Source organism: Vibrio sp. Hal054 (assembly GCF_037162405.1).
Lineage (GTDB): Bacteria > Pseudomonadota > Gammaproteobacteria > Enterobacterales > Vibrionaceae > Vibrio > Vibrio diazotrophicus.
In genome coordinates this window covers 109,081-130,633 of record NZ_JARLUT010000002.1, presented here as the reverse complement: position 1 = coordinate 130,633, position 21,553 = coordinate 109,081, and the positions used below count along the sequence as shown (strand labels likewise).

Genomic DNA, 21,553 nt, shown 5'->3' with positions numbered 1-21,553 from the left:
AACAACGAAGATCATAATTCACTAATGAATCCTCCATCATTATCTAATCAGCTATTTCAAATGACTTGGCCGATGCTTTTTGGCGTCCTGTCACTAATGAGCTTTCAGTTAGTCGATAGTGCATTTATCGGTCAACTTGGTGTTTTGCCGCTTGCTACGCAAGGTTTCACTATGCCTTTGCAAATGGTGATTATCGGCGTTCAAGTCGGCCTAGGCATTGCTACAACAGCTGTAATCTCCAAGGCTTTAGGGGCTGAAAAGACACGATACGCCAAACAGCTAGGCGGTTTAGTGTTGGCAATGGGTAGCGGCTGCGTCGCTATCTTCGGCTTAATCATTTACTTACTTCGATACCCTATCCTTTCATTGCTTGATGCTCCTGAAACCATCTATTCGATTATTGATGTCTATTGGATTTGGTGGGCTATCAGCGCGTGGACAGGCGCAGTTCTGTATTTTCTTTACAGTGTCTGTCGTGCCAACGGAAATACTATGCTGCCGGGCACCATGATGATGGTGACCAGCGTATTAAACCTTGTGTTGGACCCACTGTTTATCTTTGTGTTCGATCTCGGCATTAATGGCGCGGCAATCGCAACCATTCTGGCGTTTGGCATCGGTGTGGCCGTTGTTTTACCAAAAGTTTATAACAAGCACTGGATGAGCTACGAATGGCATGATCTGGATATTGTCGCCAGCGTGAAATCTATTGGGCATATCATGGGGCCAGCAATGCTGAGCCAACTGTTACCACCACTTTCCTCTATGCTTGCAACTAAACTGTTAGCAAGCTTTGGCGCGACAGCGGTTGCTGCGTGGGCGCTGGGTTCACGTTTTGAATTTTTTGCTATCGTTGCGGTGTTGGCGTTGACTATGTCAATGCCACCTATGATCGGTAGAATGTTAGGCGCAGGAAAGCTCGCGGATATCAGAAAGCTGGTGAATATCGCCATTCGCTTTATTTTGATTTCCCAACTTGCTATTGCGCTGATTACTATCGTGCTATCCACTCCTCTGGCATCGCTGATGACCAGCGAAGCGAGTGTCGAAACTATCTTGAACTGGCACTTAATGATTGTGCCGTTAAGCTTAGGTTCGTTAGGGATTTGTATGCTGATGGTGTCAGTGTCTAACGCTCTGGGTAAGTCTTACATCGCTTTAACGATTTCAGCATTAAGGCTATTTATCTTCTTCCTGCCTTGCTTGTGGATAGGTTCTGAGTTCGGCGGATTACAAGGTCTGTTTATCGGTGCCTTTATCGGTAACTTATTGGCTGGCAGCACCGCTTGGTGGGTATATCAAAGAACTCTGAAGCAAATAGAACAGAACTATACGCTTCAAACCTCCTGATCAAAAAAGGCTCTCAATTGAGAGCCTTTTCTTCGTCTAAGCATTTATGCATTAGCCTTTACGACGTTTTTCTACCGCATCAGCCAGTTGACGCAATACAGTCTCAGTATCATTCCAACCAATACATGCATCTGTAATCGACTGACCGTAAGTCGGCGCTTGACCATCCACTAAGTCTTGGCGACCTTCAACAAGATGTGACTCAATCATCACGCCGAAAATTGCGTGTTCGCCACCAGCGATTTGTGCACTCACATCTTCGCTTACAACCATTTGACGTTGGTATTGTTTAGAGCTGTTAGCGTGGCTGAAGTCAATCATCACTTTTTGACGCAGACCAGACGCTTCCAGTTGGTTCTTGATGTCACTAACATGTTCAGCGCTGTAGTTCGGCTCTTTACCACCGCGAAGAATGATGTGGCAATCAGGGTTACCTGCTGTTTCAACAATCGCTGAATGACCAAATTTAGTGACTGATAGGAAGTGGTGTGATGACTCAGCTGAGCGAATCGCATCAGAAGCAATTTTGATGTTGCCATCAGTACCGTTTTTAAAACCAACCGGACATGAAATACCAGAAGCCAGTTCACGGTGTACTTGTGATTCAGTCGTACGAGCACCGATAGCGCCCCAGCTAATTAAATCAGCCACGTATTGCGGAGTGATCATATCTAAGAATTCACTCGCAGTCGGCATGCCCATGTCAGTCAGATCAAGTAATAGCTTGCGACCCATGCGTAAACCGTCATTAATCTTGTAAGTATCGTTAAGGTATGGGTCGTTGATCAGACCTTTCCAACCCACTGTTGTACGCGGTTTTTCAAAATAAACACGCATCACAACTTCAAGTTGACCACTTAACTCATCACGCAGTTTCTTCAAACGCTTACCGTACTCGATCGCCGCTTCTGTATCGTGGATAGAACATGGGCCAACAATAACGAGTAGTCTGTCATCTTCGTCATTCAAAATATTGTGGATTGCTTGGCGCGCTTGAAACGTTGTTGAAGAAGCAACATCAGTCGCTGGAAATTTTTCTAATACGGCAACTGGGGGTAATAATTCTTTAATTCGTTTAATATTTACATCGTCGGTTTGATACATCGCTTACTTCTTCCTATTTTGCTTTGCTGCTGGTGCTATTGAACGGTGAATAGCAAATCCCTTGGCAGTCTCGTTTCCTCAGTCCGTAACTTAATCCACCTAGGCAGATGAGTGCAACCATTATTTTAAATAAAATGCAATATGCAGAAAATATTTACAAAATAGAAATGGTGTAACTTATTTTTTACACCCGTAATGACTGATGAAGAATAACGTGGTTTGTTGTGCCAAATAGCGCTTTTCTTGGTCTGACAAACTGGATTTAATCCCCATAACTTGCGGCCAGAAGCAGCCACCTTTAACTAGGCTGTGCAACTGACCATTAGCGAGATCAACATCCTGAATATCAAGGTTTTTTAACGAAATCTGATGTTTAAGCCAACTGAGGATCTGACCTTCTTTTTTTGCCATCAGTTCAGATTGTTCAATCAACTCATCGGGGCGATAAAGATAGTAGCCGAGCACCACTCGCGCTAGGTCGACATACTCATTTGACGACAGAATTTCTATTTCGCTGTAAAGCAGTTGTTCTAGCTGCTCTTCCATTGGCAGTGACATTAGCTGATCAGAATCGACAAGGTTAGCCGTTGCACTCCACAAGTCTGCCAGCAAGGTCATGATCAGCACTTCTTTTGACGAAAAGTGGTTATACACTGTGCGCTTGGAAACCTGAGCTAACGCCGCAATCTTATCCATACTGGTGCTTTGTGCCCCGAACTCTCGGAAAGCTTCCTTTGCTGCCAACAATATCGCTTCACGTTTTAGTTCACTTCGAGTTTTCTTCATCACTGTGTTCTGCATATGTCTTGAAAAATAATTCTGACAGCAATATTACACTACTCAGTTTACTTTTCATTAAAAATACGTAAACTACACCGTATAGTTTACTTTAAAAGTTCTAAGAAACGTCACAAACGTTTCATATCTCTATTCGATCATAGAGCTCAGAAGTAAGGAAACTTTTCACTTGGCTACAGGAGAAAGACAATGAATACAGTTGAAAACAATCAAGTCTCAGATACAGCAGCACTTGATGGCAAATTTGCTAACCACGAAGTGGATAACAAAAACAGCATTCGCGATTTCTTAGCTATCTCTTGGGCTTATCTGACTGAGAAACACGAGGATACAGTGCCAAAAAAGCCGATCCCAGTGCAAAGTATCACTAACGAACAGCTAGAAGTTGAAAACGATGATGTGGTCTATCGACTTGGTCACTCTTCTATTTTGATGAAACTCGATGGTCAGTGGATCCTTACCGACCCTGTCTTCAGTGACCGCGCTTCGCCAGTGCAATGGGCAGGACCAAAACGTTTCCACCAGCCACCCATCTCCATTCAGGATCTGCCAACCATTGATGTGGTGTTAATCAGCCATGACCATTACGATCACTTAGACAAAGCCGCAGTAAAAAGCTTGGCGAAGAAAGTTGACCACTTTCTCGTTCCCTCAAAAGTGGGCGCTTTATTGCAGAAATGGGGCGTACCTGCCAGCAAGATTCAGGAATTTAGTTGGTGGGAAAGTGCGAACCGAGGTTCTGTTGAATTTGCTTTCACACCTACTCAACACTTCTCAGGCCGAGGCTTGACGGATCGCAATCAGACCCTATGGGGAAGCTGGGTGATTCGCAGCAGCAAAAAGTCGATTTTCTTTAGTGGAGATTCCGGCTATTTCAGCGGATTTAAAGAGATTGGCAATAAATACGGCCCTTTCGATTTAACCATGATTGAGACTGGCGCTTACAACAAACTTTGGTCTGAAGTGCATATGTTTCCTCGCCAAAGCTTACAGGCGCATATCGATCTGAAAGGCAAAATGATGATGCCGATTCACAACAGTACTTTTGATTTGTCGATGCACCGTTGGTATGAACCACTTGAGAAAGCATCGAATCTCGCAAGATCTTTAGGCGTTACTCTGGTCACGCCTGTTATTGGTCAACGTATGTCGTTAAACGAATCATTTCAATCGGTGAGATGGTGGGAACAACTTGAAGTGGAAATGGAAGCAGAGCCATCAGTACAAAACTGCTTTAACTCTGCCTCATAAACGTCTCATTTCACTACTTACACGAAGTAGTGATCGAGCAGCAGCGCAATAAACAACATCATCAAATGATAGATAGAGTATTTGAATGTGGTGATGGCTGACTGCTCATCTGAGCGATATTTCAGTACCCATGCTGAATAAATGAACCCTATGCTCAAAATAGTGGATGCAACAAAATAAAGCACCCCGCTCATTCCCACCGAGACTGGCAACAAACAGACGATTGCCAGTAATACTGTATAGAGCAGAATCGACGTTTTAGTGTATTCCACTCCGTGCGTCACCGGCAGCATAGGGATATCCGCTTTGGCATAATCTTCTTTGCGATGAATCGCCAAAGCCCAGAAGTGAGGTGGCGTCCAGATAAAGATGATCATCACCAATAACCAAGCATGGCCGTGCAGTTCATTGGTTATTGCTGTCCAGCCTAATAGTGGCGGCATTGCGCCAGCCAAACCAGCAATCACAATATTCTGCGGTGTTGCTCGTTTAAGGTAAACGGTATAAACCAACGCATACCCCAACAAACTGGCAAATGTCAGCCAAGCGGTCAATGCATTTACCCCAGCATAGAGCACGACAAATCCCGCGATTCCAATCGCCATAGCAAATGCAAAAACTTTATAAGCCTGAATCTCTCCAGAAGGTAGCGGACGACGATACGTTCTCGCCATAATCGCATCGATTCTTCGGTCAATCAGATGATTGAACGCTGCCGCAGAGCCTGCCATCAAGGCAATGCCACTCAACCCCAATACCACCGCTTGCAAAGGAAGCGCGTCTGGCTGGGCTAAACACATTCCGACCAGAGCGGTAAGCAGCATTAATGCGACCACTTTAGGTTTGGTCAGAGTCCAATAGATTCTCCATCGAGAAGGAGATACGGCGATACCAGATGCGACAGTGACCGACTTATTCATGGGAAACACTCCTTGTTGTAACTTTAGAATTGGCTTTAGCGTCAATGATTGCTTGGCTCACAGGCAGAGAAGACCACAATTGATAGTTGCATTTGAGTACTGCGATCATGAGCAGAACTGCGCCCAAATTGTGCATAACTGCAATCGTTAAAGGCAGATTGAAAACCACATTGCTGACGCCGAGAACAACCTGAACCAAAAGCGCGCCTAACAACATTTTCGATAGAGAAAGCAGGCCGACTTTCCATAAACGAAACGCTAACGCTGAAACGACTAAGATGGTCAAGATAGCGCCAAACCGATGTGATACATGGATAGTCAGTCTTGGACCGTACTCCAGTACGCCGAACTCATAGCTGTCATGTCCGTGATGGATCAAAGTAAAGGCTGTTTTGAAATCCAGATAAGAGAGCCAGTTACCTTCACATATTGGCAAACTGCTGCACATCAACGCCGCATAGTTAGACGATGTCCAGCCACCAAGCATGATCTGCCCGACCACCACCGCCATAGTAAGTACCGCCCCGAGCTTAAGATTCAAAGAGGAAGATAATGTTGATGTACTTTTAAATTCGCTGTTTTCAGAGGCTGACGTCCGTTGTAACTGCCACAACAATAACCACAAACTGGCGAGCAAGGTGAATCCCCCCAGTAAGTGCCCCATCACTACTATCGGCAGCAGCATCATGGTTACCGTCCACATACCGAGTAAGGCCTGAAAAATCACAACTGCTGCAATCATCAGAGGCAGGGTTATCGCCACAGGGCGGGTTTTAATACAGAGAAAAGTGATTAAAAACACCACCAACCCAAGAGTGCCGGCAAAATAACGATGAATCATTTCCGGCCAAGCTTTATGCGGCTCCACATCGAGATGAGGATATAACAGCTCTGCTTTTTCCAGCGCTTGGGAAGATTGCGGAACCGTGAAGTGACCGTAACAACCCGGCCAGTCAGGACAGCCCAATCCAGCATCGGATAAACGAGTATAAGCACCCAATGCAATTACGGTCAGCGTTAACAACAGCGCAAACTTAACTAATCGAATTAACCCTGTATTGGAATTGGTCATCGTCCACCTCACCCAACGCGAGAAAGTTTGAGTAACTTACGTAAATCCGCCAGCACACTTTTGCTTTGCATCACCAGTTGCGAGGGGTCTGTTTTGGGGTAATGCATAACCAGTTGACCAAGCGGATCGACGATGACTATTTCAGAGTTCTCAATAGCCGCTATAAAAGCTTGATTGACCGCCAATTTCTCAACGGAGATGTGCTCAACACTTTGGATGTCACTTTCAGGTTCAATCAGTAATACAGGTTCCACTCTGCCCTGTTCTTTGCCCAATGCAGTATGGCTTTGCATCAGCATATAGATGTGCTGTTGGCACTGCTCATCACACTGCTTGGGAACCACATACCCTACGCGCCAAAGCTTGTCCTGTGCCGAAGTTCCTAACCCTAATGAACTCAAGGTGATTCTTGGTTCAATCAACACCCCCTTGTTGGTGACTCCTGACTGATACCAATGGTTAGTTAAGACCGTCTTTGCCACTACGGCAGGAAGCGCAAAGAAAAACACAATCGCTAGCAACATCAAACGCCCTTTGGTCTTTGAATTCATCATGGCCTCCTTGCTTTAAAAACTCTGACACAGATAAGCAAAACAATGATTAGCAATACGGCTGCCATGGTGAACCACTGCACGGCGTAGCCAAAATGTTTTTCTGCACTGAGAGGAAAAGGAACCCATGGCTGTGCATACGGCCAGTTCTTTTCCTGTGGTTGAAACAGAGCTGGCAAAATGGGTTCTCCCAACCACTGAGAAAGCTGCTCAATGTTTAGGTTCTGAATACGGTGCGGTGTCTGACTTTCAATATTCAAATCCGAACTCAGTGGATTATTGGATTTTTGGTACAGACGCCCAACTAACTCTTGAGGCTCAACAAGCCAATTAACCTCCGGCAAGACGCGTCTATCGTTAGTTGCTGCAACAAAGCCCCTTTCGATCAACATCCAATGCCCGTTTCGCTCTTTTGCCAGTTGGTAAGCCAGATAGCCGACTTTCCCTTGATAGGTTTGGTTGTCGAGCAGAAATGTCATGTTGCTGACTGGCGAGAAAGAAACCCGCACCTGCAAGCCCGTCAAATCTGAGACTGGATACCTTTCTAAAGCCATGCCTAAAGAGATCGGTTCCATCTGCTGACGAAGCAACAACTCCTGCTCAAGCGCCTGTTTTTCTTCGCCACGCGACAATTGCCAGAAACCCAATTTGACCAATAACAGAAACACAACCACAGTTAAAACAGCACCTAAGATTACTTTCATAGACAACACTCGACTCTTTAGAGGATCAGACATGCTGCCACTTGTTGTAAAAATCATTTTGGTTCTGTTTCTGCTGTTCATCATATTCAACCTTGCTCGCGCCTTAATTCAGATGGTTAGAGAACCCAATGATGACGATGAGCGCCCGATGAGCTATTACCTTGGGCGACGCCTTATATTTTCAGCTTTCGTCGTTATCTTGCTTATTTTTGCTCTCCTCAGCGGCTGGCTTCACCCCAACCACACACCTCACTAAAGCGTTAACGCTGTGCTTATAAGACATAGACAAAGGCAAACAGACACAACCACACCACATCGACAAAGTGCCAATACCAACTGCCCGCTTGGAACGCGAAATGATCTTTGGGCGTGAAGTGGTCTTTCGCGATACGCGCAAGCAGCACAATTAAAAACAGTGTGCCGAGGCAAACGTGTAAGCCGTGAAAACCCGTGAGCATAAAGAAGGTGTTACCATACACTCCAGATTGCAGAGTCAGTCCCATTTCCTGATAAGCGTGAGCATATTCAACCCCTTGGAAATACAAGAAAAATCCAGCAAGAACGATGGTAATTTCCAGCCATACAATCAGTGCCATGCGGTGATTTTTCTCTAAACTGATGTGTGCCATGTGCAAAGTAATCGAAGACATCAGCAGAATAATGGTGTTTTTGAGTGGGATCCCCTGCCAAGGCATGGCTTGTACCGTCTCCCCTGCTGGCGTTGTAATCAGTGGCCATATCGCTTCAAAACCCGGCCATAACAATTCGTTGGTCATGGCATTGTTGCTGGCACCGCCTAACCAAGGGACAGCCACCATTCGCGCATAGAACAGAGCACCAAAAAATGCACCAAAGAACATCACTTCCGAAAAGATAAACCAGCTCATTCCCTGACGAAATGAACGGGCTATTTGTTTGGAATACAATCCCGCTAGTGATTCACCAATTACGTTACTAAACCAGCCCGCCAACATGCTGAGCAGTACAATAAAACCGATAATCAAAATGGCTTTGCCAAAGACACTTCCCACACCATCAGTGCCAACATGTTGCACTGTTAAACCGGCACCCACCGCCACCAAAAACAGAGCTACAGCGCCGATAATCGGCCAACGACTTTGAGCCGGAACATAGTAAGAATCGTGTTTAGTACTCATAGATTTGCTCCTTGCGTTGGTGCGCCGTTCACGTGAGCACTTTGGCTTGTTTTGACCAGTTGAGGCTCTGCTTTTTCCGTTATGTTGTACAAGGTATAGGAGAGCGTGAGGGTATGAATGGAATCGGGAATATCCGGCTCGATATAAAATATCAGCTGCATCTCAGCATCTGCCTTGGCCGACAGTGGCTGCTGATTAAAACAGAAACACTCAATTTTATTGAAGTAACTGGCACCTTGCCCCGGAGATACCGAAGGAACCGCTTGACCGACAAGTTCGTCATTGGAAAAGTTGTTAGCTAAAAAAGCCGTTTGTATCACCTGCCCAGGATGCACGTCCATGTGCGAAACTTTAGGTTCAAAATTCCAAGGCATGCCATTACTGACATGTGCCATAAACTGAACGCGAATCGTGCGCGATTCGTCTACCACCATGGTTGTCGGTTGAACTGCCGCCACTTCGTTGGTTTTCCCATTGATGCCTAGTGCTTTACACATCACGTCGTACAAAGGCACCAGGGCAAAACCAAAGCCGAACATCAGCACAGTACCAATGGTCAGTTTTATTATCAGTTGTCGGTTCTTGCTTTTAAGTGATTCGTTGTCCATTTTTCACGCTCCTAATCCACCCAACTATTCCACTTTGGGTGGTGTAGAGAATGTATGGTGCGGCGCAGGGCTTGGAACCGTCCATTCCAATCCTTCAGCTCTTTCCCAAGGTTTAGCCGGTGCAGGTTTTCCTCCCCGCACACACTTAATCACAACCCACAAGAAAATCAGTTGTGATAAACCAAAGGCAAAGCCACCAATCGAAACAATCTGGTTTACGTCGGCGAACTGAATCGCGTAATCAGGAATACGTCTTGGCATTCCCGCCAACCCTAAGAAGTGCATTGGGAAAAACAGCACATTGACCGAGATAACAGAACACCAGAAATGCCACAGACTGAGGCGCTCATCGTACATATGCCCTGTCCATTTCGGCAGCCAGTAATAAGCCGCCGCCATAATCGAGAACACAGCACCAGAAACCAGAACATAATGGAAGTGCGCCACCACAAAGTAGGTATCGTGATACTGGAAATCCGCAGGCACAATTGCCAGCATCAGCCCAGAGAATCCACCTATGGTAAACAGCACAATAAAGGCAATCGCGAACAGCATTGGCGTTTCGAACGTTAGCGAGCCTCGCCACATGGTCGCAACCCAGTTAAATACTTTTACTCCGGTTGGGACGGCGATCAGCATGGTGCAATACATAAAGAACAGCTCGGCAAACACCGGCATACCAGTGGTAAACATATGGTGAGCCCAAACCAAAAATGAAAGCAGCGCGATACTGCTGGTTGCGTAAACCATCGAATGATAGCCAAACAATTTTTTGCCACTAAAAGCAGGAACGATGGCAGAGATAATGCCGAAGGATGGCAGAATCATGATGTACACTTCAGGGTGACCGAAGAACCAGAAAATATGCTGGAACATCACAGGGTCGCCACCACCAGCCGCATCAAAGAAGCTCGTACCAAAATACTTATCGGTCAAAACCATAGTGACCGCCCCAGCTAACACTGGCATCACCGCAATTAAGAGAAACGCTGTGATTAACCAAGTCCAAACGAACAACGGCAATTTAAACCATGTCATACCCGGCGCTCGCATGTTGACTATGGTCACGATGACGTTAATCGCCCCCATAATCGAGCTGATACCCATAATATGCACCGAGAAAACAAACAATGCGGTACTGTCTGGGCCATAGGTTGTCGATAGCGGCGCATAGAATGTCCAACCAAAGTTAGGGCCGCCACCTTCCGTAAACAGTGATGCAAGAAGAATTAAAAAGGCAAATGGCAGAATCCAAAAACTGAGGTTATTCATCCTTGGCAAAGCCATGTCCGGTGCGCCAATCATTAGAGGCACCATCCAGTTTGCAAGCCCTGTAAATGCTGGCATTACCGCACCAAACACCATAATCAAACCGTGAACAGTGGTCATCTGATTGAAAAAGTCAGGTTCAACCAACTGTAAACCCGGCTGGAACAACTCAGCACGAATCACCATTGCCATTGCGCCACCAATCAAAAACATGGTGAAGCTGAACCAGAGATACAAAGTGCCTATATCTTTATGGTTGGTTGAATAGATCCATCTCCCTAGACCTTTAGGTACGTGATGTTCATGTTCACTTTCGCCATGATCAACGGAACCGGTATCTGGATTCGAGATATCAGCATCCGCCATTGGAGCCGATTTTTCCTTGTGAATCATTGTCCTTGTCCTCCATTACCCGATTGACCAGAAGCTCCAGCGCCTTGTGACTTAAACGCATTAATATCGGATGCTTGAACCGCATCGCCAGTGTTGTTACCCCAAGCGTTACGTTGATAACTGATCACAGCAGCCAGTTCTTTATCACTCAACTGGTTGCCAAAAGCCTGCATTGCTGTTCCCGAACGACCATTAACGACCACATCAAGATGAGCACTTAGATCCCCCGTTGCCACAGGACTGCCTTTGATGGCAGGAAAAGCACCCGGTATACCTAAACCTGTCGGCTGATGACAAACAGAGCAGCGGTCCATGTAAACTTTCTCGCCCATAGCCATCAGCTCATCCAAAGACATTGAACTTTGCAGTGCTTTTTCGGCTTCTTGTCTGGCAGCAGCAATTTCGGCTTTTTTATCCGCGAGCCATTGGTCGTATTTTTCTGGCTCCATTGCCTGAACCACAATTGGCATAAAGCCATGAGCTCGACCACACAACTCAGCACATTGACCGCGATATACGCCCGGTTCATCAATGCGCGTCCAAGCTTCGTTGATATATCCCGGAATGGTGTCTTTCTTGACGGCAAAAGCCGGAACCCACCAAGAGTGGATCACATCATCAGATGTCAGTAAGAAGCGCACCTTACGTTCAGTCGGCAAAACCAAAGGCTGATCCACTTCTAGAAGGTAGTGTGCTCCTTTGGTTTCTTCGCCCTGAATTTGTTTTTGCGATGTCGCCAAAAGACTGAAAAATTCCACGTCTTGCTCAAAATAGCTGTAATGCCATTTCCATTGTGAACCGGTGATCTTGATTGTGAGGTCAGATTGAGAAGTATCTTCCATCGCAACTAAAGTTTTCGTTGCGGGAATCGCCATGGCGACCAAGATAATGATTGGAATAATCGTCCAAATAATTTCGACTTTGGTACTTTCGTGAAAATGAGCCGCCACCGCTCCCTTCGATTTGCGGTGCTTAAAAATGGCGTAGAACATGGCACCAAAGACCACGAGAGCTATCGCGACACATATATAAAAAATAAGCATGTGTAGCTCATACACCTTACCACTAATTTCGGTAACACCCGGTGTCATGTTTAATGCTCGTTCTGCAGAAAAAACCTGTGGGGAAAAGCTGAGTAACAGCCCAACCATTGGCAGCCACAGATCGGTTACAAATCTTCTCAAGAGCTCTCTCCTCTGCCTCGCTGTACTTCAACACCTCTCTGTTCTTCAACTCAAAGAACGTGAATCGACACAAACAGCAAATTTGACTCAATTGTTACATTTGTTAATTTTTTGTTATTTCAAAATATTAAGTAAAGGCTAGTTAGGGTTTTAGATTTGTTCAAGAAAATATCAAAACAGTTTGATAAAAGTGGGTTGTCAAAAACTGTCCTAGAATAGTTTTAAAACTCATGAAGATATTTAAATCTAACGACTGGCGTCTGTTGACCTAAGGTTTAATACAGGTTTTAGCGATTGCGCACTCATAAATGAGAATAAATATCAATTATGCTGCGTGCTCAAATTAATACACAAGGTGGCAATCATGATGGAAAAAGTCACACAATGGTTATCAGCAGATCCTGATCCTAAGACTCGGGAAGAACTGCAATATCTGATTGACCATAAAGAATATGAAGAGTTAGAAGACCGCTTTAAATGCCGACTCGAATTCGGTACAGCAGGTCTGCGAGGAAAAGTAGGTTGTGGTCCAAACCGAATGAACCGTTTAGTGATTCAACAAACCGCTTTAGGTCTTGGTGAATACCTAGTGAAACACGTCGAGAATGCCAAACAGCGTGGCGTGGTGATCGGCTATGACGGCCGCACAGATTCCAAATCCTTTGCGCATGACACAGCCGCAGTTTTAAGTGCTTTAGGCATAAAGGTTTACTTAACCCATAAAGTGGCGGCTACTCCAATTGCGGCCTTTGGTGTGAAGCATTTCAACGCAGCGGCAGCAGTTGTGGTAACAGCGAGCCACAATCCGCCTGAGTACAACGGATTTAAAGTCTACTGGGAAAACGGCGCTCAAATAATTCCCCCGCACGATTCTGGTATTGCACAAGAGATTGATATTGCAGCAACCCGCGTGATTCCTTTGATGCCGCATTCCGAAGCTGAGCGCCAAGGTCTGCTGGTTTGGTTACGTGAGGATTACTACCAAACTTACCGTACAGCGATAAACAGTAATCCTCTGCTTTCTCATCATACCGACCCAAGCAGCATTTCTATTGCTTACACGGCAATGCATGGTGTCGGCGCAAACATGGCGGAAGATCTTCTCCATGATGCAGGCTTTAAGAAAGTGATGAGTGTAAAAGAGCAACGCGAACCAGACGGTACTTTCCCAACCGTTAACTTCCCTAACCCAGAAGAAGCGGGCGCGATGGATATGGTGATTGAACTGGCTGATTCGATCTCAGCGGAACTTGCTTGCGCTAACGACCCAGATGCTGACCGTTTTGCTGTTGCGGTACGCAAACCCGATGGAAGTTACCAAATGCTCACAGGTGACCAGGTGGGTACTCTTTTCGGTCATTACTTGCTTAGTAAAACCGATGCAAAATCCCAGTTAGTGGGTAATACCATTGTCTCTTCCAGCCTGTTAAGCAAAGTGGCAAAAACGCATGGTGCGAAGTACTACCAAACACTGACTGGCTTTAAATGGCTGACTAACATTGCAATGCAAGAGCAAAGTGATGAACACAAATTCCTGTTTGCTTACGAAGAAGCACTTGGTTACACGGTCGGTAATACCGTTTGGGACAAAGATGGTTTATCCGCTTTGGTCGCTTTTGCACAACTAGCAGCAGAACTCTACAGCCAAGGCAAAACGATTTGGGATCAACTTGAAGAGATCTACCGCGAGCATGGTATGTACATTAATGCTCAACGTAGTATTGCGCTTGACCCTGATTACCCGCCAGTGGGTGAACTGCTTCGAGCAGATCCTCCGAAAAAAATTGCTGGTAAGAAAATTTTAGTTACCGAGGATTTAAAACACTCTGTGCGCACAGACAGCAATGGAAAAACGCAGACAATCAACCTGCCTAGCAGTGATGTGCTGATCTACCACTTAGAAGGCGGCTCACGCGTTATTGTTCGCCCTTCCGGCACAGAACCGAAACTCAAATGCTACTACGAGGTGGTTGGCAGTTTCGCTAAAAACGAGAGCTTTGCGAGCGCGCAAGAAAGGGCAGAAGAACAAATGTCACTGCTGATCAGTGAGCATCAGAACAGCTTGAGATAAACGTCACCGAGCTATCAAACAGTGATAAACCAAGAGACAAAAGCGAGTTCGGTTTTGTCTCTTTTCATATCAGGTATCTGAAGCGCAATTATTGAATAGTGTCGCCAACGTTTCTGGCTATCATCAACACCTCATCTGCTGAATACAGATTGGAAATGGTGCTTTCTACTTCAGCGCCTAATGTCTTTTTGTATAACTGCTGGGCAAAATTATCTGCTCTTGTGGTAACGAGCACATGCTTGAGCACTGAATCCTGCTCAGCCAATTGCTGCTTAACCAACGGCAAAGATTCCAAAATTAACGCTTTTGCAACTCCTTGTCCCTGGCATTCAGGCAGCACAGCCAGTTGCTCTAACTCCAATACAGCTTCCGGTCTAAAGCCGCTTTTCTGAACCCAAATAATATAACCCACCACTTTGGACTCTGGTTGCTCATCGAGCTCGGCAACATAGATCATATATCGAGGGAAAGCCTTTAAGTTACACTGTAGCCATTCAAACGAACGACGTTGTCTGGTAAAGGCTGATTGGTGAACCAACGCGGCTTCAGACAAATCACCTTCCTGCATCAAGCGAATAATCACTTTATCTCCTAGTTCGGTTAAACTGCATCCGTACCAAAATTCGGCATACCTTTCTTGAGCTAAAACTTGAGCATAATCCTGACATTTAAAGCTTATGAATGAAGAACACATAAGACCACTAAATCCAAAATTAACTTTGACAGACTCAAGCTTTAGACAAAATAATAATATTGAATGATAAATATAACTATTATTTACCTAGACAAGATTTAGGTAACTCCCCCACTAGAGATCGGCGCTTAAACAAAGCTAAGGTTACTATGTTTTTTAATAAGTCACTTCAAAAAGAAAACCAAGAATTAAAAGAGAAACTTTATCCACTGGAACAAGTTCGAGAGAGCCTCGATGAGGACATGTTGAGGTTAACGTTAGATCCTCAAGGTAAAATTATTTCCACTAACGCTAATTTTGAACAAGAGCTTGGAATTAGACTTGAGACAATATCAGGCTCTCACCTCACTTCCTTAGTCCCAGAGAAAGCGAAGAAAACTAAGCATTTTCAGAAACTAAAAAGCGCATTAGAGCAGAAACATCACTGGAACGGCGCATTACAAATTACTAAGGCAAACCGTCAGGAAGCATGGTTGCGCATCATTTTGCAGCCGATCTTTGACATGCAGAAAAAACTGCTTCGTTTTTCTGTTTATGCCACAGAGTTAACTCGAACCATATCAGCCTCCAGAGAGCATGAAGATATGCTCAAAGCGATAAACCGTTCAATGGCGGTTATCGAGTTTTCTCTAGATGGCACCATACTTCGTGCTAATGAGAATTTCTTGAAAACGATGGGATACAAAAGCGAGCAGATCGTAGGTAAACATCACCGAATTTTCTGTGAAACGACGGAAGCTAACTCAAAAGAATACGCAGAGTTTTGGAAAAAACTGGGGCGAGGCCAGTTTGTATCGGATCGTTTCAAACGTGTCGATAACTATGGGCACGTGGTCTGGCTAGAAGCTTCCTACAACCCTATTCATGATGACGCTGGTGAACTTTATAAAGTAGTTAAGTTTGCAACTGTTATCACAGAGCAAGTTCATCAGGAGATGGCTGCTCAGGAAGCTGCACAAATAGCGTTCAACGTATCGGAAGAAACCGGACACCAAACAATACAAGGACAAGAGGTTATTACCGCCATCATCGCTAAGATGGATAACTTAGTGCGACAAATGAAGCAGGCAAGCAAAGATATCGAAGCACTGAATGAGCATTCTAAAAGCATTAGCGATTTGGTTGGCAGCATAAGCGGTATCGCTGATCAAACTAACCTGTTGGCGCTTAATGCAGCAATTGAAGCGGCGCGTGCTGGTGAACAAGGTCGCGGCTTCGCTGTGGTAGCAGATGAAGTTCGTCAACTTGCTTCAAGAACCAATAACACAACCGAAGAAATTGTGAGCGTCGTGGCTGAAAATATGAAACTTACCGCAAAAGCAGTTGAACTCGTTACAGTGTGTCAATCTCAAGCAGGCGAAGCTCTGGATCTATCAACCCAAGCAGGACAAGTAATAGAGCAAGTAGAGCAAGGCGCCATTCGCGTCGTTGAAGCGGTTCGTCAGTTCAATCAGCAACTGTAAGGCCTAGTCATTAAAAAAGGTCTAGCTAAACTAGACCTTTTTATTGGAATGTTGTCACTATCAATATCGCATAGTGAGGAAGCAAGTTTAGTGAATAGGTGCTTCGTTTTTCGCGTTAAATTTCCCAAAGTGCTGTTCCAGAATTTCTGGAGTTAGCTTACCTTCCGCTTCCAAACGCTTAAGTTCTGCGACTATCGCTTTCTGTTCTTCAATACTTGGTAATGAAACTTCTGCCTCGTTACCTGCTTCTTGAGTCATCTGCTCTAGTTCTTTTTCAAAATCGCTCATTATTCTTACCTAAACTTCAAAGTTCTAAATATCAAATACTGGGGAGAAGTTTAACCCAACTCCCCTGCAGGATACTAGAGCTTAAAGCTACCAACCATCTTATCTAGACGTGCTGAGAGTTCACGAAGCTCTTGGCTTGCGCCTGCAAGCTCTTCGGCCGTGCCCGTTGTGATCTCGTTGATAGAGTTAATTTCTTCAATGTTCATGTTGATGGTATGAACCACTGTCGACTGTTCTTCCGTTGCTGTTGCCACCTGTGTATTTCGGTCTGAAATATCGTGGATACGCTCAGAAATACCGATCAGTACTTGAACCGCTTCATCAGAAGAAGAAACACCTTCCAGAGTTACTGACTTGCCTGCTTCCATCGCAGAAACCGCGTCTTTAGCGTCGCTTTGAAGCTGGTTAATCATCTTCTGAATTTCTTCGGTAGATGCTGCGGTACGGCTTGCGAGATTACGAACTTCATCAGCAACAACTGCAAAGCCTCTGCCTTGCTCACCGGCACGCGCTGCCTCAATGGCCGCGTTTAGCGCTAGTAAGTTAGTTTGATCCGAAATGTCGCGGATAACATCCAATATTGAGCCGATATTTTGAGTGGTTGACGCAAGCTGGCTAACCACCTGACCAATGTTTTCAATATCATCTGCTAGGCGAGCAATCGCATCTTTCGCTTGATTCACCACAGTACGACCCACTTCGGTGTTCGACGTCGCTTGGTTCGCTGTTTCAGCTGCGGTTGCTGCGTTTGAAGCGATTTCACTAATGGTTGCGCCCATTTGGTTAATGGCCGTTACGACCTGAATCGTTTGGTCACGTTGCTGCTGACTGTTGTCATGCGTGGTATGCGCTTTAGTAGACACCGTTTCTGCCGCTTCTTGCAATGCATGACTGGTTGACGCCACTTCTTTCATCGACTGATGAATCTTCTCGATAAATCCGTTAAAGCCAGAAGAAAGTTGTGCAATTTCGTCGTTGCCCTGAACTTCGATTCGTTGAGAAAGGTCACCATCGCCTTTGCCTAAATCAGTAAAGCGAATCGCAATTTGACGAATTGGGTTTGCAATACTGCTCGCCAGAATCAAGCCCATCGCAATAAAGATGGCTGCAACAATAATGGTCGTGATCAACATACGGTGAGCAACATCGTTTAAGTCTGCGAACACTTCGTTCACTGGCACAGTACCCACTACGAACCAGTCCATAGACTTCACGTAATAACTCGCAACGAACACATCAACGCCATCATGTTGTGCCGTAATCAAGTTGAAACCAGATTTGTTAAGCAAATTTTTCGTCTCAGCGCCAAACAACTGGCTCAGGCTAGACTTAGCTTTCGATTTTTCACGGTGAATCTGCACTTCGCCTTTCGCGTCGGTAAGAAACACATAGCCCGTTTGCTCAATCTTGTAGCTGTTAAGCAACTTCACCATGTCATCCATCGATTTAGATAAACCTGACATAGTATCGCCGTTCACATCCTGGAAGTTAGCGAACATCTTCACTTCGCCCGTTGCTTCTTGGAACATGCTCACCATGGTTGGATTACCAGAGCTCACAAAACCGTAGAACCAGCCATCTTGTTGCTTGTTCAGTTCACGCAGGAAACCATTTTGGTTCCAGTAGTATGCTGTTTTGCGGTTCGCCACAGACGCATCGTTCAATTTGAACTGAGTACGGATGTTGTTTAGCTGCTTAACCAGCATAGCTTCATCACCAGAATCAATATTCTTAGTGGCAATCGCTTTCTTAATAAATTCACTGTGAGTGATCTGTTCAGCAGCCAATAGAAGTTGTGTCACTTCGCTATTCACTGAGCTGCTGATCTGTTGAAGCATAGACGGAAGCTCTATGTCCACCAATCGGTGCTCCAATACGTCTCTTGCCTGACGTTGTGCCATTACCCCGACAATAATTGTTGAGGCCAATACCGCAAAGGTAATACCTGCGACTACCTTTGTCTTAATGCTGACGTTACTAAATTTGAGCATCTATTCTTTACCTATTTTGGCGATTTATTTTTAACGAACGTTATATCGACTTTAAAGCATAATTCTTTATGGTGAAACGGCAATTAATTCACCAAATTTATCAATCAAATAAGCCGAAAGCTGCTATGTACTTTTATTTCTTTGAAAAGGTTTAGAAAAGTGGAAACAGACTCCATGTATTGAATATCAAGCAACATCTTATAATTCATCCGTTTGTTCAATATTTATCCAAACAAACGAATATCTTGTCTCACAAGGAACTTTTTGAGTTTCAGGCTCACTAAGAACAAGATTATCAAGGAGATTAGGATTTCATGCAGTCAGAAACCTTTCATTCGCTACAGCAGCACTTAAACCAACAGGTTATTGGTCAATCAGCTCTTGTTGAGCAATTACTGGTCGCGTTACTAGCAGACGGTCATATTCTGGTTGAAGGGCCTCCGGGTTTGGCAAAAACTCGCGCGGTGAAGTCGTTGGCAGACTGCATTGAAGGGGATTTCCACCGCATTCAGTTCACGCCAGACTTACTACCCGCAGACTTAACGGGTACGGACATCTTTCGCCCTGAAACAGGTGAGTTTAACTTCCAACCTGGGCCTATTTTTAACTCGCTCGTCCTTGCTGATGAAATTAACCGCGCACCGGCGAAAGTTCAGGCTGCGATGCTGGAAGCCATGGCAGAAAAGCAAATTACTGCTGGCAGAAAAACCTATCGATTACCTGAACTGTTTCTGGTAATGGCAACGCAAAACCCGATCGAGCAAGAAGGTACCTACCCATTGCCGGAAGCACAACTAGACCGCTTTCTGCTGCATTTAAATGTGGATTATCCTGACGCAGAACATGAACTAGAGATCCTTCGCCTAAACCGCGGTGAAGCGAAAGGTCAAGCTTCACCGAATCTGCCGAAGTTAACCCAAGAGCAAATATTTGCTGCGCGCCAAGAAGTGCTGAACATTCATATGGCGGAAACCATCGAGAAATACTTGGTGCGTTTGGTGATGGCGACTCGCAAACCTGAACAATACGATTCAAAACTCGCACAGTGGTTAGAAATGGGTGTCAGCCCACGAGCGACTATCGCTCTCGACCGTTGCGCACGCGCACGCGCATGGCTTCAGGGTCGCGACTACGTAAGTCCTGAAGACGTACAAGCAATGGCGTTTCCTGTTTTGCGACACCGCTTATTGCTGACCTATCAGGCACAAGCGGAAGGCGTACATCCAAACCAAGTCATTACCCACTTACTGACTCTGGTTGGCAGCGCGTAAGGCAAGCATTATGGCTCAGTCTGTAAAACAACTTTTACCCGCACATGCTGATGGCGTTCATCTTTGTCTCGAAGAGCTACTACCCTACAAGCAACATACGGTGAAATGGTTGCCGCCTGCCAAAAGTTTATGGTCACAGCTTTTAGGTCAACACCAAAGCAAACAACTTGGAAGAGGTATGGACTTCGCCGAAGTTCGCCAATATCAACCGGGTGATGATATTCGTGCCATTGATTGGCGTGTAACAGCCCGCACAGGTAAACCGCACACCAAATTGTTTTCTGAAGAACGGGAAAAGCCCGTGATTCTCTATGTGGATTTAAGCTCGACCATGCAGTTTGGTTCTTCTCTGTTACTCAAATCGGTACAGGCTGCACATATAGCCAGTTTGATCAGTTGGTTATCCGTTGCAGAGAAAGATCGCATTGGTGCAGTAATTGACACAGGTTCAAACCTCGTTGAAATCAAACCAACCAGCAGAAACAAAGGGCCATTGCAAATCATCGCCCAGTTGGTTGAGTGTCAACAACAAGCACTTTCAGGAACTTCGGCACCCAGTTCCATGCAAACCGTTTTAATGACATTAAACCGTCTCTGCCCGAAAGGCAGCGAGGTAATAATGATCAGCGATTTTGTTAATTATGAGGATTCTTTCCGACCATTATTCAACCAGTTACGTAAGCACAATCGCGTAAAGTTAGTCCATATTTTTGATCCCCTTGAACAAGGTGAGACCCAATTTAGAGGAATTGAGAGAGTGAGCGATGGCAAAAATGCGCGCTGGCTTAACTTTTCGTCCAAATCTGACCGTCTAAGCATCAAAAATGCCTTTGATTCTCGAAAATTAGAATTAGAATCATTGAGCCAATCTATGGAAATGGACTACCGCTCTCTTTCTAGCGATATATCTTTGCTACAACAACTTTCTGGATAATTTAAAAGATATGCAAGAATCATCAAATTTACTCAATCTTAGCGATTTGCATTTACCTGAAGTACCTTCATGGCTGCCACTTTCTTGGGGATGGTGGGCAAGTCTATTCGCCATTGTCTTGGTACTGGTAAGTATCGCTTTAATTGTCCGTGCTAAAAAGAAACGTATGGCGCCGAAGAAAACCGCTTTGCGTTTGCTTAACCCAGCACTAGGACATCAAACTCCATCATCAGCGATTGAGTTGGTTCGTCAAGCAGCGTTATGTTATTACCCGCGTGAGCAGGTTGCTCATTTAACTGGCCCAGATTGGTATGCATTTTTGGATTCCCAAGTTGATTCCCCAATTTTTACTAAAAATGAGGAAACTTGGCAGAAGGCTTTGTATCAAAAACAAAAAGTCGAAAATGCACAAGATTTGGTGGCGGATTGCTATCAATGGGTGAACACAGCGTTGCCGCCGCAAAAAGGAGAAACTTGAGC

Annotated in this window: 21 protein-coding genes; 8 read left to right on the top strand and 13 right to left on the bottom strand. The window is 45.1% G+C overall.

Annotation, left to right across the window (positions count from 1 at the left end; translation table 11 throughout):
* Positions 1-24: 24 nt before the first annotated feature.
* On the top strand, positions 25-1,350 hold the full coding sequence (locus tag P4S58_RS16585) for an MATE family efflux transporter (protein ID WP_337164770.1): 1,326 nt from the start codon (positions 25-27) through the stop codon (positions 1,348-1,350).
* Between the two features lie 51 nt (positions 1,351-1,401).
* Here the strand turns inward: P4S58_RS16585 and aroG are convergent, their stop codons facing one another.
* Together aroG and P4S58_RS16575 are read right to left on the bottom strand one after the other, a co-directional pair.
* Positions 1,402-2,454: a 3-deoxy-7-phosphoheptulonate synthase AroG gene (gene aroG, locus P4S58_RS16580; RefSeq protein WP_042481189.1), complete on the bottom strand. Its 1,053-nt coding sequence runs from the start codon at positions 2,452-2,454 to the stop codon at positions 1,402-1,404.
* A gap of 177 nt (positions 2,455-2,631) precedes the next feature.
* Positions 2,632-3,240 carry a TetR/AcrR family transcriptional regulator gene (locus P4S58_RS16575; protein ID WP_337165810.1) on the bottom strand — a complete coding sequence of 203 codons (609 nt, stop codon included), beginning with the start codon at positions 3,238-3,240 and terminating at the stop codon, positions 2,632-2,634.
* A 201-nt stretch (positions 3,241-3,441) separates the two neighbouring features.
* Here P4S58_RS16575 and P4S58_RS16570 point away from each other — a divergent pair, with 201 nt between their 5' ends.
* Positions 3,442-4,503, top strand: coding sequence for an MBL fold metallo-hydrolase (locus P4S58_RS16570; protein ID WP_337164767.1), 1,062 nt, complete (start codon positions 3,442-3,444; stop codon positions 4,501-4,503).
* A 17-nt stretch (positions 4,504-4,520) separates the two neighbouring features.
* Here the strand turns inward: P4S58_RS16570 and cyoE are convergent, their stop codons facing one another.
* Genes cyoE through P4S58_RS16550 form a run of 4 tightly spaced genes read right to left on the bottom strand, consistent with a single transcriptional unit; the run spans position 4,521 to position 7,783 of the window.
* Complete coding sequence (cyoE, locus tag P4S58_RS16565; RefSeq protein ID WP_337164766.1) at positions 4,521-5,423, bottom strand: heme o synthase; 903 nt, start codon at positions 5,421-5,423, stop codon at positions 4,521-4,523.
* Entirely contained in the window at positions 5,416-6,495 is a 1,080-nt protein-coding gene (locus P4S58_RS16560) for a COX15/CtaA family protein (protein ID WP_337164765.1), read from the bottom strand. The genes cyoE and P4S58_RS16560 overlap by 8 nt, the downstream gene beginning before the upstream one ends.
* Before the next feature lie 8 nt (positions 6,496-6,503).
* Complete coding sequence (locus P4S58_RS16555; RefSeq protein WP_337164764.1) at positions 6,504-7,049, bottom strand: hypothetical protein; 546 nt, start codon at positions 7,047-7,049, stop codon at positions 6,504-6,506.
* Complete coding sequence (locus tag P4S58_RS16550) at positions 7,046-7,783, bottom strand: SURF1 family protein (RefSeq protein ID WP_337164762.1); 738 nt, start codon at positions 7,781-7,783, stop codon at positions 7,046-7,048. Before P4S58_RS16550 ends, P4S58_RS16555 begins: the two co-directional genes overlap by 4 nt.
* Between P4S58_RS16550 and P4S58_RS16545 the strand changes: the two genes are divergently transcribed.
* Positions 7,782-8,006, top strand: a complete 225-nt coding sequence (locus P4S58_RS16545) for a DUF2909 domain-containing protein (protein ID WP_337164760.1) — start codon at positions 7,782-7,784, stop codon at positions 8,004-8,006. The two genes, P4S58_RS16550 and P4S58_RS16545, sit on opposite strands and share 2 nt — an antisense overlap.
* Before the next feature lie 16 nt (positions 8,007-8,022).
* Here P4S58_RS16545 and P4S58_RS16540 read toward each other — a convergent pair whose 3' ends face one another.
* The 4 genes from P4S58_RS16540 to coxB are packed head-to-tail and all read right to left on the bottom strand — an operon-like array spanning position 8,023 to position 12,361.
* The gene (locus tag P4S58_RS16540; RefSeq protein WP_337164759.1) at positions 8,023-8,907 is read right to left on the bottom strand and encodes a cytochrome c oxidase subunit 3; all 885 of its coding nucleotides are present in this window, start codon (positions 8,905-8,907) and stop codon (positions 8,023-8,025) included.
* Positions 8,904-9,515 carry a cytochrome c oxidase assembly protein gene (locus tag P4S58_RS16535; RefSeq protein WP_337164758.1) on the bottom strand — a complete coding sequence of 204 codons (612 nt, stop codon included), beginning with the start codon at positions 9,513-9,515 and terminating at the stop codon, positions 8,904-8,906. The genes P4S58_RS16540 and P4S58_RS16535 overlap by 4 nt, the downstream gene beginning before the upstream one ends.
* A gap of 24 nt (positions 9,516-9,539) precedes the next feature.
* On the bottom strand, positions 9,540-11,150 hold the full coding sequence (gene ctaD / locus P4S58_RS16530) for a cytochrome c oxidase subunit I (RefSeq protein ID WP_237292147.1): 1,611 nt from the start codon (positions 11,148-11,150) through the stop codon (positions 9,540-9,542).
* Positions 11,151-11,173: 23 nt separating this feature from the next.
* Entirely contained in the window at positions 11,174-12,361 is a 1,188-nt protein-coding gene (coxB, locus tag P4S58_RS16525; RefSeq protein ID WP_102965801.1) for a cytochrome c oxidase subunit II, read from the bottom strand.
* 364 nt (positions 12,362-12,725) lie between these two features.
* On the opposite strand from coxB, the gene P4S58_RS16520 reads away from it, so the two are divergent.
* A complete protein-coding gene (locus tag P4S58_RS16520) occupies positions 12,726-14,432 on the top strand; it encodes a phospho-sugar mutase (protein WP_337164757.1) in 1,707 nt (568 codons plus the stop codon).
* 88 nt (positions 14,433-14,520) lie between these two features.
* On the opposite strand, the gene P4S58_RS16515 is transcribed toward P4S58_RS16520, so the two are convergent.
* Positions 14,521-15,000, bottom strand: a complete 480-nt coding sequence (locus tag P4S58_RS16515; protein WP_042481589.1) for a GNAT family N-acetyltransferase — start codon at positions 14,998-15,000, stop codon at positions 14,521-14,523.
* Between the two features lie 275 nt (positions 15,001-15,275).
* Here P4S58_RS16515 and P4S58_RS16510 point away from each other — a divergent pair, with 275 nt between their 5' ends.
* Positions 15,276-16,589 (top strand): methyl-accepting chemotaxis protein, encoded by a 1,314-nt coding sequence (locus P4S58_RS16510; RefSeq protein WP_042481229.1) that lies wholly within the window; start codon positions 15,276-15,278, stop codon positions 16,587-16,589.
* A gap of 87 nt (positions 16,590-16,676) precedes the next feature.
* On the opposite strand, the gene P4S58_RS16505 is transcribed toward P4S58_RS16510, so the two are convergent.
* Together P4S58_RS16505 and P4S58_RS16500 are read right to left on the bottom strand one after the other, a co-directional pair.
* Positions 16,677-16,877, bottom strand: coding sequence for a chromosome partitioning protein ParA (locus P4S58_RS16505; RefSeq protein WP_042481231.1), 201 nt, complete (start codon positions 16,875-16,877; stop codon positions 16,677-16,679).
* A gap of 74 nt (positions 16,878-16,951) precedes the next feature.
* On the bottom strand, positions 16,952-18,868 hold the full coding sequence (locus tag P4S58_RS16500; protein ID WP_042481234.1) for a methyl-accepting chemotaxis protein: 1,917 nt from the start codon (positions 18,866-18,868) through the stop codon (positions 16,952-16,954).
* A gap of 314 nt (positions 18,869-19,182) precedes the next feature.
* On the opposite strand from P4S58_RS16500, the gene P4S58_RS16495 reads away from it, so the two are divergent.
* Genes P4S58_RS16495 through P4S58_RS16485 form a run of 3 tightly spaced genes read left to right on the top strand, consistent with a single transcriptional unit; the run spans position 19,183 to position 21,551 of the window.
* On the top strand, positions 19,183-20,139 hold the full coding sequence (locus P4S58_RS16495; protein ID WP_042481236.1) for an AAA family ATPase: 957 nt from the start codon (positions 19,183-19,185) through the stop codon (positions 20,137-20,139).
* Positions 20,140-20,149: 10 nt separating this feature from the next.
* Positions 20,150-21,073 carry a DUF58 domain-containing protein gene (locus P4S58_RS16490; RefSeq protein WP_337164754.1) on the top strand — a complete coding sequence of 308 codons (924 nt, stop codon included), beginning with the start codon at positions 20,150-20,152 and terminating at the stop codon, positions 21,071-21,073.
* Positions 21,074-21,083: 10 nt separating this feature from the next.
* Positions 21,084-21,551, top strand: coding sequence for a DUF4381 domain-containing protein (locus tag P4S58_RS16485; RefSeq protein WP_337164753.1), 468 nt, complete (start codon positions 21,084-21,086; stop codon positions 21,549-21,551).
* The last annotated feature ends 2 nt before the right edge of the window (positions 21,552-21,553 follow it).

What these genes read in the sequence shown, in the direction of transcription:
- P4S58_RS16585 (WP_337164770.1), top strand. Translation starts at nt 25, where the DNA reads ATGAATCCTCCATCATTATCTAATCAGCTATTTCAAATGACTTGGCCG.
- aroG (WP_042481189.1), bottom strand. Translation starts at nt 2,454, where the DNA reads ATGTATCAAACCGACGATGTAAATATTAAACGAATTAAAGAATTATTA.
- P4S58_RS16575 (WP_337165810.1), bottom strand. Translation starts at nt 3,240, where the DNA reads ATGAAGAAAACTCGAAGTGAACTAAAACGTGAAGCGATATTGTTGGCA.
- P4S58_RS16570 (WP_337164767.1), top strand. Translation starts at nt 3,442, where the DNA reads ATGAATACAGTTGAAAACAATCAAGTCTCAGATACAGCAGCACTTGAT.
- cyoE (WP_337164766.1), bottom strand. Translation starts at nt 5,423, where the DNA reads ATGAATAAGTCGGTCACTGTCGCATCTGGTATCGCCGTATCTCCTTCT.
- P4S58_RS16560 (WP_337164765.1), bottom strand. Translation starts at nt 6,495, where the DNA reads ATGACCAATTCCAATACAGGGTTAATTCGATTAGTTAAGTTTGCGCTG.
- P4S58_RS16555 (WP_337164764.1), bottom strand. Translation starts at nt 7,049, where the DNA reads ATGATGAATTCAAAGACCAAAGGGCGTTTGATGTTGCTAGCGATTGTG.
- P4S58_RS16545 (WP_337164760.1), top strand. Translation starts at nt 7,782, where the DNA reads ATGCTGCCACTTGTTGTAAAAATCATTTTGGTTCTGTTTCTGCTGTTC.
- P4S58_RS16550 (WP_337164762.1), bottom strand. Translation starts at nt 7,783, where the DNA reads ATGTCTGATCCTCTAAAGAGTCGAGTGTTGTCTATGAAAGTAATCTTA.
- P4S58_RS16540 (WP_337164759.1), bottom strand. Translation starts at nt 8,907, where the DNA reads ATGAGTACTAAACACGATTCTTACTATGTTCCGGCTCAAAGTCGTTGG.
- P4S58_RS16535 (WP_337164758.1), bottom strand. Translation starts at nt 9,515, where the DNA reads ATGGACAACGAATCACTTAAAAGCAAGAACCGACAACTGATAATAAAA.
- ctaD (WP_237292147.1), bottom strand. Translation starts at nt 11,150, where the DNA reads ATGGCGGATGCTGATATCTCGAATCCAGATACCGGTTCCGTTGATCAT.
- P4S58_RS16520 (WP_337164757.1), top strand. Translation starts at nt 12,726, where the DNA reads ATGATGGAAAAAGTCACACAATGGTTATCAGCAGATCCTGATCCTAAG.
- P4S58_RS16515 (WP_042481589.1), bottom strand. Translation starts at nt 15,000, where the DNA reads ATGCAGGAAGGTGATTTGTCTGAAGCCGCGTTGGTTCACCAATCAGCC.
- P4S58_RS16510 (WP_042481229.1), top strand. Translation starts at nt 15,276, where the DNA reads ATGTTTTTTAATAAGTCACTTCAAAAAGAAAACCAAGAATTAAAAGAG.
- P4S58_RS16505 (WP_042481231.1), bottom strand. Translation starts at nt 16,877, where the DNA reads ATGAGCGATTTTGAAAAAGAACTAGAGCAGATGACTCAAGAAGCAGGT.
- P4S58_RS16500 (WP_042481234.1), bottom strand. Translation starts at nt 18,868, where the DNA reads ATGCTCAAATTTAGTAACGTCAGCATTAAGACAAAGGTAGTCGCAGGT.
- P4S58_RS16495 (WP_042481236.1), top strand. Translation starts at nt 19,183, where the DNA reads ATGCAGTCAGAAACCTTTCATTCGCTACAGCAGCACTTAAACCAACAG.
- P4S58_RS16490 (WP_337164754.1), top strand. Translation starts at nt 20,150, where the DNA reads ATGGCTCAGTCTGTAAAACAACTTTTACCCGCACATGCTGATGGCGTT.
- P4S58_RS16485 (WP_337164753.1), top strand. Translation starts at nt 21,084, where the DNA reads ATGCAAGAATCATCAAATTTACTCAATCTTAGCGATTTGCATTTACCT.